A 6,851-nucleotide genomic window follows, 5' to 3' on the forward strand; every position below is an offset into this window, starting at 1 on the left:
CCATATTTAAAACAAATTTCTTCCTTGCTACCTTCACCGCTAATATAAGCTTCTACTGCTTCTGTTTTTAAGTTAGAAGAATATGATTTATTATGAGTCTTATCATGCAAACTAGATTCCCCAAGTAGTTTATATTTTTTAGCCCAAACACGGATTATATTTCCATGATTACTGTTGTATCTTATTCCTAGTTCGGAACATATTTGTTTGGTAGTCTTCCGTCCTGAAAGATAATCCTTAACCGCTTGTATTTTATCTTCAACTGAATATTTAAATTTTCTTCCCATAAAAAAATACCTCCAAAGTAGAGTTTGGTTATTTACCATGTCTACTTTAGAGGTATCATATCATTTTGAAATTCAGATATATCTTTTACTACATTATTTTCTAAAGAAACCTTTCTTGTGTTTCTCTTCTTTTAAATTAGGATTTGTTTCTCCTGAAGCTTCCATAAACATCTTTAAAGCTTCTTTTTGCTTTTCATTAAGCTTCTTTGGAATATCAACTATTACTTTTACATATTGATCTCCTCTACCGCTTGAATTAACTCTAGGAACACCTTTTCCTTTTAATCTAAATAATGTTCCTGATTGAGTTCCTGCTGGTACTGTATAAGTAACATCACCATCAACTGTAGGCACTTTTATTTCTATACCAAGAGCTGCACTTGCCATTGAAATATGAGTATCTACGTATATATCATTTCCTTTTCTATCAAACTGCTTAGAAGGAGCTACCCTAATCTTAACATATAAGTCTCCTGGAGAGCCTCCTCTTTCGCCATGTTCTCCCTGTCCTCTTAAAGGCATTACATTACCTGTATCAACTCCTGCTGGAACATTAACAGTAATCTTTCTGTTCTTTCTAACTCTACCTTTACCCTTACATGTATGACATGGCTTTTCTATAATCTTACCTGTTCCATGACACTCATCACATGTTGAAGTACTTACAAAGTTTCCAAGTGGAGTTTGTCTTTGAACTCTTACTTGACCTGAACCTCCACAATGTGGACATGTCTTTACTTCTGAACCTGGTTCTGCACCATCTCCATGACATGTTTCACAAATTTCATTTTTTGTTACAGATATTTCTTTTTTAGCACCAAAAACAGCTTCTTCAAAAGTTAAGTTTAGAGTATATTCTAAATCATTTCCTCTCTTAGGACCATTTCTTCTTTGGGAACTTCCTCCGCCACCAAAGAATGAATCAAATATATCTCCAAAACCACCCATATCAGAAAAATCAAAGCCACCAAATCCACCGGCACCTGCTCCTGTATTAAAATCAGCACTTCCAAACTGATCATAACGAGCTTTTTTCTCAGGATCTGAAAGAACTTGATAAGCTTCATTTATTTCCTTAAACTTTTCTTCAGCTTCTTTATTTCCTTGATTCTTATCTGGATGATACTTTATAGCTAACTTTCTAAAGGCTCTTTTTATTTCTTCGTCACTAGCACCCTTTTTTAATCCTAGTGATTCATAATAGTCTTTACTTGCCATCTATTATTCCTCCATTTTGCATATTATAATATTTAACTACTTAACAAAAGGGAAGACGATTCCTCCTGTGCCTTCCCTCTTGCTCTTATATACTCTTTTTCTTTGAATATATTTTTAATTATTTATCTTCATCTACTTTGAAGTCAGCGTCTACTACATTGTCATCATGTGGTGCTTCTGCTCCACCCATGTTATTTGGGTCAAATCCTTGAGCTCCTTCTGCTCCACCTGCTGCTTGATATATCTTAGAAGATACTGCATAGAATTCTTGAGTTAATTCGTCCATTGCTTTCTTGATAGCTTCTACATCATCACCATCTTTAATCTTCTTAACTTCTTCTATTTTAGCTTCTATCTTAGCCTTATCTTCAGCACTTACTTTGTCACCAAGTTCTCCTAATGTCTTCTCAGTTTGATATACAACTTGATCAGCATTGTTGTGAACTTCTATCTTTTCTTTTCTCTTCTTATCTTCTTCAGCAAATTTTTCTGCTTCTTTTACAGCCTTTTCTACTTCGTCATCTGAAAGGTTAGTTGAAGCTGTAATTGTGATATTAGCTTCTTTACCAGTTCCCTTATCCATAGCAGAAACCTTAACTATACCGTTAGCATCTATATCAAATGTTACTTCGATTTGAGGGATTCCTCTTGGAGCTGGAGCTATTCCTGATAATGTAAAGTCTCCTAAAGTCTTGTTATCAGCTGCCATTTGTCTTTCACCTTGTACAACGTGAATTTGTACTGATGTTTGACCATCTGCTGCAGTTGAGAAGATTTGGCTCTTCTTAGTTGGTATAGTTGTATTTCTTTCTATTAAAGGAGTAGCAACTCCACCTAAAGTTTCAATTCCTAATGTTAAAGGTGTAACATCTAGTAATAATACATCCTTAACTTCACCAGTTAATACACCTGCTTGAATAGCCGCACCGATAGCAACACATTCATCTGGGTTAACTCCCTTTGAAGGTTCTTTTCCTGTAAAGTTCTTAACTTCTTCTTGAACTGCTGGTATTCTTGTTGAACCACCAACTAATATTACCTTATCTATTTGACCAACTGAAAGACCTGCATCAGCTAAAGCTTTCTTCATTGGTTCTACTGTTCTTTGAACTAAATCATGAGTTAATTCATTGAATTTAGCTCTTGTAAGGTTCATATCTATATGTTTTGGACCTGTTGCATCAGCAGTGATGAATGGTAAGTTAATGTTTGTTTGAGTTGAAGATGATAATTCTATCTTAGCTTTTTCAGCTGCTTCTTTTAATCTTTGAAGTGCCATCTTATCATTTCTTAAATCAACACCATTTTCTGCTTTAAATGTATCTGCAATGTAGTCCATGATCTTATTATCAAAGTCATCTCCACCAAGCTTTGTATCACCATTTGTAGATAATACTTCAAATACACCATCACCAAGTTCTAGTATAGATACATCGAAAGTACCACCACCTAGATCGTAAACTAAGATTTTTTCATTTTGATCAGTCTTATCTAGACCATATGCAAGTGATGCAGCTGTTGGTTCGTTTATTATTCTTAATACTTCAAGCCCTGCTATCTTACCAGCATCTTTTGTTGCTTGTCTTTCAGCATCATTGAAGTAAGCTGGAACTGTAATAACTGCTTGACTTACTGGTTCACCTAAATAGCTTTCAGCATCAGCCTTAATCTTTTGAAGAATCATAGCTGATATTTCTTGTGGTGAATATTCTTTACCATCTATAACAGTCTTGTGATTAGTTCCCATTTCTCTCTTTATTGAGATTATTGTTTTATCTGGATTAGTAATTGCTTGTCTTTTAGCAACTTGACCAACTAATCTTGATCCATCTGCTTGGAATGACACTACTGAAGGAGTAGTTCTTGCACCTTCTGAGTTAGTGATAACTACTGGTTCTCCACCTTCCATAACTGCTACACATGAATTTGTAGTACCTAAGTCAATTCCTATAATTTTTCCCATAATTTATTCCTCCTTAAAAATAGAGTTTCCTCTATCCTAAATTCTAAACAATTCTTTTTTTATTCTAATTTTTAAATCTATATATAAATTAATTATTAAATTAATTTGCTACTTTAACTACTGAATGTCTTATTACTTTGTCTCCTCTTTTATAACCTTTCATGAAGACTTCAGCAACAGAATTCTTATCAAAGTTTTCATCTTCTATATGCATTACTGCTTGATGCATATTAGGATCAAATTCACCTGATGCATCTATTTCCTCTATACCAAGTTTTACAAAAGCTGATTCAAGACCTTTTATTGTCATTTCAATACCTTTTTTAAGATCTTCAACGCTTCCATCTGCTATTAGAGCTCTTTCTAAATTATCTGCAACTGGAAGAAGTTCTTTTATTACATCTGCACATGCATCTGTATAAATTCCTTCTTTTTCTTTAGCTGTTCTTTTTCTGAAGTTATCATATTCAGCAGTTTGTCTTAATAATCTGTCTTTTAATGCTTCAACTTCATTAGTTAACTTCTTAACTTCATCCTTTGACTTTCTAAGCATATCTAATTCATCCTCTTTAGTTTCTACATTATCTTCTGCTGTATCTTCAGATTTTACTTCATCAGCATTCACTTCAATGTTTTCTTCAACTTCTTCTAAATTTTCTTTATTATCTAAATCTGGATTTTGCTCATTAACATTTAAATCCTGATCTAAATTCTTATTTTCTTCCATTTTACCTAAACACCTCGCTCTATTAATGTTTAACCTCTATAAACCGTGATTTTTTAAAGTATCATTTAATTCTTTCATAACCTGTGCCATTATAGCTGTTACTCTTGAGTAATCAATTCTTCTTGGCCCTATAAGACCAATGGTTCCTATAGGTCTATCACCTAGTGAATACTGTGCTGAAATAACACTACAATCTTTAGCTTCTGGTATGAAATTTTCATCACCAATTTTTATACTTAATCCACCTTTAGGGGCTAATAACTCAACAACATAATCTTTATTGTATAAAAGATTTAATATCTGTTTGGCATTATCGATATCGTTATATTCTGGATAATTAAATATGTTAGTTGTTCCTTCCATGAATATTTCAGAATTATCATCTTCTTTTAACGTTTCATATAATACAGGAACTATTGCATTAAATAAATCATCATATCCCATAAGATCACCTTTAAGATTATTAATAACTTCAAGGTTAATATCTTGAATAGTTAAATTAACAAGTCTCTTATTGATAACCTCATTGATTTTATGAAGTTCTTCCATAGAAGGCATCTTATTAACCTTTATTCTATGATTTTTAATAACTCCACTATCTGTTACTATTACTGATATCAAATTACTTTCATCAACTTTTAATAACTGAACTGACTTTATATAACTTTTAATAACTGACGGTGTCTGTACTAAGCAAGTTAAATTAGTTAGTTCAGATAATAAAGCACTAGCCTGTTTTACTATCTTATCCACTTCAAGCATAGCACTGTCAATTATATATTTTTTAATCTGCAGTTCCTCTTCTTCAGAAAGCCTTGCTTCCTTCATAAGACTGTCTACATATAATCTATAGCCTTTACTTGATGGGACTCTCCCTGATGATGCATGTGGCTGTTCCAAATATCCCATGTCTTCTAAATCAGACATTTCATTTCTAATTGTAGCTGAACCCACACCCAAATCATACTTCTTTGCTATTGTTCTTGAACCTACTGGTTCACCAGTACTTATATAATCATTAATTATTGCTTCAAGAATTTGAATTTTTCTTTTATCAATAGCCATACCCTCACCTCTTTGTTAGCACTCACTGCACCCGAGTGCTAATGACTATGTAATTAATATATTCTTTCTCTTTTTTTTTGTCAATTTCAAATTAGTTCATATTCAGTATTTTTTATTGTTTTTTCAAGATTAATTGCTTTTTTCTTATCTTTACTAAGTTTTTCTAAGTTTTATAAAATCATATCACTCATAACAATATTAGATACCTCAAAGCCTTTGTCACTCAAATATATTCTTCCACCATTTCTTATTAATAAACCTAACTTTACATTTTTATTAATTACATCTTTGTATATATCATCAACTGTTTCCCCAAATCTCCTTTCAAATTCTTTTTCAGAAATTCCAAGGTTCATTCTAAGTCCCATAAACATAAATTCCTCTATGTCATCCTTCTTTGTATTAACATAATCATATTCAATTACACTTTCATTATTATTAATTCTGTTTATATATTCTTTTATATCTTTTATATTGCTAAATCTCTTTTCATCTACAAATGAACTTGAGGCTGCTCCAACTCCAAGATATTCTTCGCACTTCCAATAAACCTCATTGTGCCTACACTCTCTATTTTCTTTTGCAAAGTTTGAAATTTCATATTGATGATATCCCTTAGCTTCTAAAAATTTTTTTCCTCCTCTATACATATCTCTTTCTTCATCTTCAGAAGGAAGATTTAATTTATCCATACTTTCTAACTTATAAAAAGCTGTTCCTTCTTCAATTATTAAACTATAACTTGAAATATGTTCTGGATTTAGCTTAATAACTTCCTCAAGACTTCTAATCCATCCTTCTACACTTTGATCTGGAAGGCCAAACATCACATCAATATTTATGTTATCAAAACCAATTTTTCTTGCTAAATAATAATTTTCTTTAAATATTTCAAAAGTATGTATTCTTCCTATACTTTTTAATAATGCATCATCAGTTGTCTGAAGACCAAAACTTAATCTATTAATGCTACCATATTTAATAATCTTAAGCTTTTCTTCATCAACAGTACCCGGATTACACTCCATTGTTTTTTCTGCATCTTCTTTAAAGTTCAATTTTTTAATAGCAGACATTAATACTTTAAGGTTCTTATAATCTAAATGAGAAGGGGTACCTCCTCCTATAAATAAACTTTTTATTAAGTAATTTTTACACTTTATATCTATTTCCTTAACCAATGCTTTTATATAATCATCCATTAAATTTTCTTTGCATGCATAGGATGGAAAATCACAATAAAAACATTTTTGCTTGCAAAAAGGTATATGTATATATAACGCTATCTCTTTCATAAATTATCTGCTCCTTACATAATGATTTAATGTTCTCACCATTTTATTTTTGCTATAGTTTATCGAGTAGGTGAACCTCAGAAATATTTTTTTCTGAGGTCTTTCCTCTCACAGAACCGTGCATGCGGGCCTCGCACACGGCTCTTGATAAATCTCCATTATTCTTTATAATAATGCAAAACTGCTGTTTCTACCTTAGACATGTCAAATAGTTTGATTTCATCAAACCATTTGTTCGGAAGTGCCATACACACAAGTGGACTTAGTGAATTTCTCCATCTCGTCATGGATATTTT

Annotated in this window: 6 protein-coding genes; all 6 read right to left on the reverse strand. The window is 31.9% G+C overall.

Features of this window, described 5'->3' with window-relative positions:
* Window positions 1-287: transposase (locus tag BM384_RS14175; RefSeq protein WP_175537400.1), on the reverse strand; the 287-nt coding region annotated here is incomplete at its 3' end.
* A 93-nt stretch (window positions 288-380) separates the two neighbouring features.
* Complete coding sequence (dnaJ, locus tag BM384_RS14180; RefSeq protein ID WP_090014542.1) at window positions 381-1,505, reverse strand: molecular chaperone DnaJ; 1,125 nt, start codon at window positions 1,503-1,505, stop codon at window positions 381-383.
* A gap of 118 nt (window positions 1,506-1,623) precedes the next feature.
* A complete protein-coding gene (gene dnaK, locus BM384_RS14185; protein WP_090014543.1) occupies window positions 1,624-3,468 on the reverse strand; it encodes a molecular chaperone DnaK in 1,845 nt (614 codons plus the stop codon).
* A 100-nt stretch (window positions 3,469-3,568) separates the two neighbouring features.
* Window positions 3,569-4,195 (reverse strand): nucleotide exchange factor GrpE, encoded by a 627-nt coding sequence (gene grpE, locus BM384_RS14190; protein WP_090014544.1) that lies wholly within the window; start codon window positions 4,193-4,195, stop codon window positions 3,569-3,571.
* Window positions 4,196-4,231: 36 nt separating this feature from the next.
* Window positions 4,232-5,260, reverse strand: a complete 1,029-nt coding sequence (gene hrcA / locus BM384_RS14195; RefSeq protein WP_090014545.1) for a heat-inducible transcriptional repressor HrcA — start codon at window positions 5,258-5,260, stop codon at window positions 4,232-4,234.
* 170 nt (window positions 5,261-5,430) lie between these two features.
* Window positions 5,431-6,555, reverse strand: a complete 1,125-nt coding sequence (gene hemW / locus BM384_RS14200; RefSeq protein WP_090014546.1) for a radical SAM family heme chaperone HemW — start codon at window positions 6,553-6,555, stop codon at window positions 5,431-5,433.
* Window positions 6,556-6,851 lie beyond the last annotated feature (296 nt).

Source organism: Clostridium sp. DSM 8431 (assembly GCF_900116755.1).
Lineage (GTDB): Bacteria > Bacillota > Clostridia > Clostridiales > Clostridiaceae > Clostridium.

Excerpts from the sequence above, each read along its gene's own strand:
- hrcA (WP_090014545.1), bottom strand. The coding sequence starts at position 5,260 with ATGGCTATTGATAAAAGAAAAATTCAAATTCTTGAAGCAATAATTAAT.
- dnaK (WP_090014543.1), bottom strand. The coding sequence starts at position 3,468 with ATGGGAAAAATTATAGGAATTGACTTAGGTACTACAAATTCATGTGTA.
- hemW (WP_090014546.1), bottom strand. The coding sequence starts at position 6,555 with ATGAAAGAGATAGCGTTATATATACATATACCTTTTTGCAAGCAAAAA.
- grpE (WP_090014544.1), bottom strand. The coding sequence starts at position 4,195 with ATGGAAGAAAATAAGAATTTAGATCAGGATTTAAATGTTAATGAGCAA.
- dnaJ (WP_090014542.1), bottom strand. The coding sequence starts at position 1,505 with ATGGCAAGTAAAGACTATTATGAATCACTAGGATTAAAAAAGGGTGCT.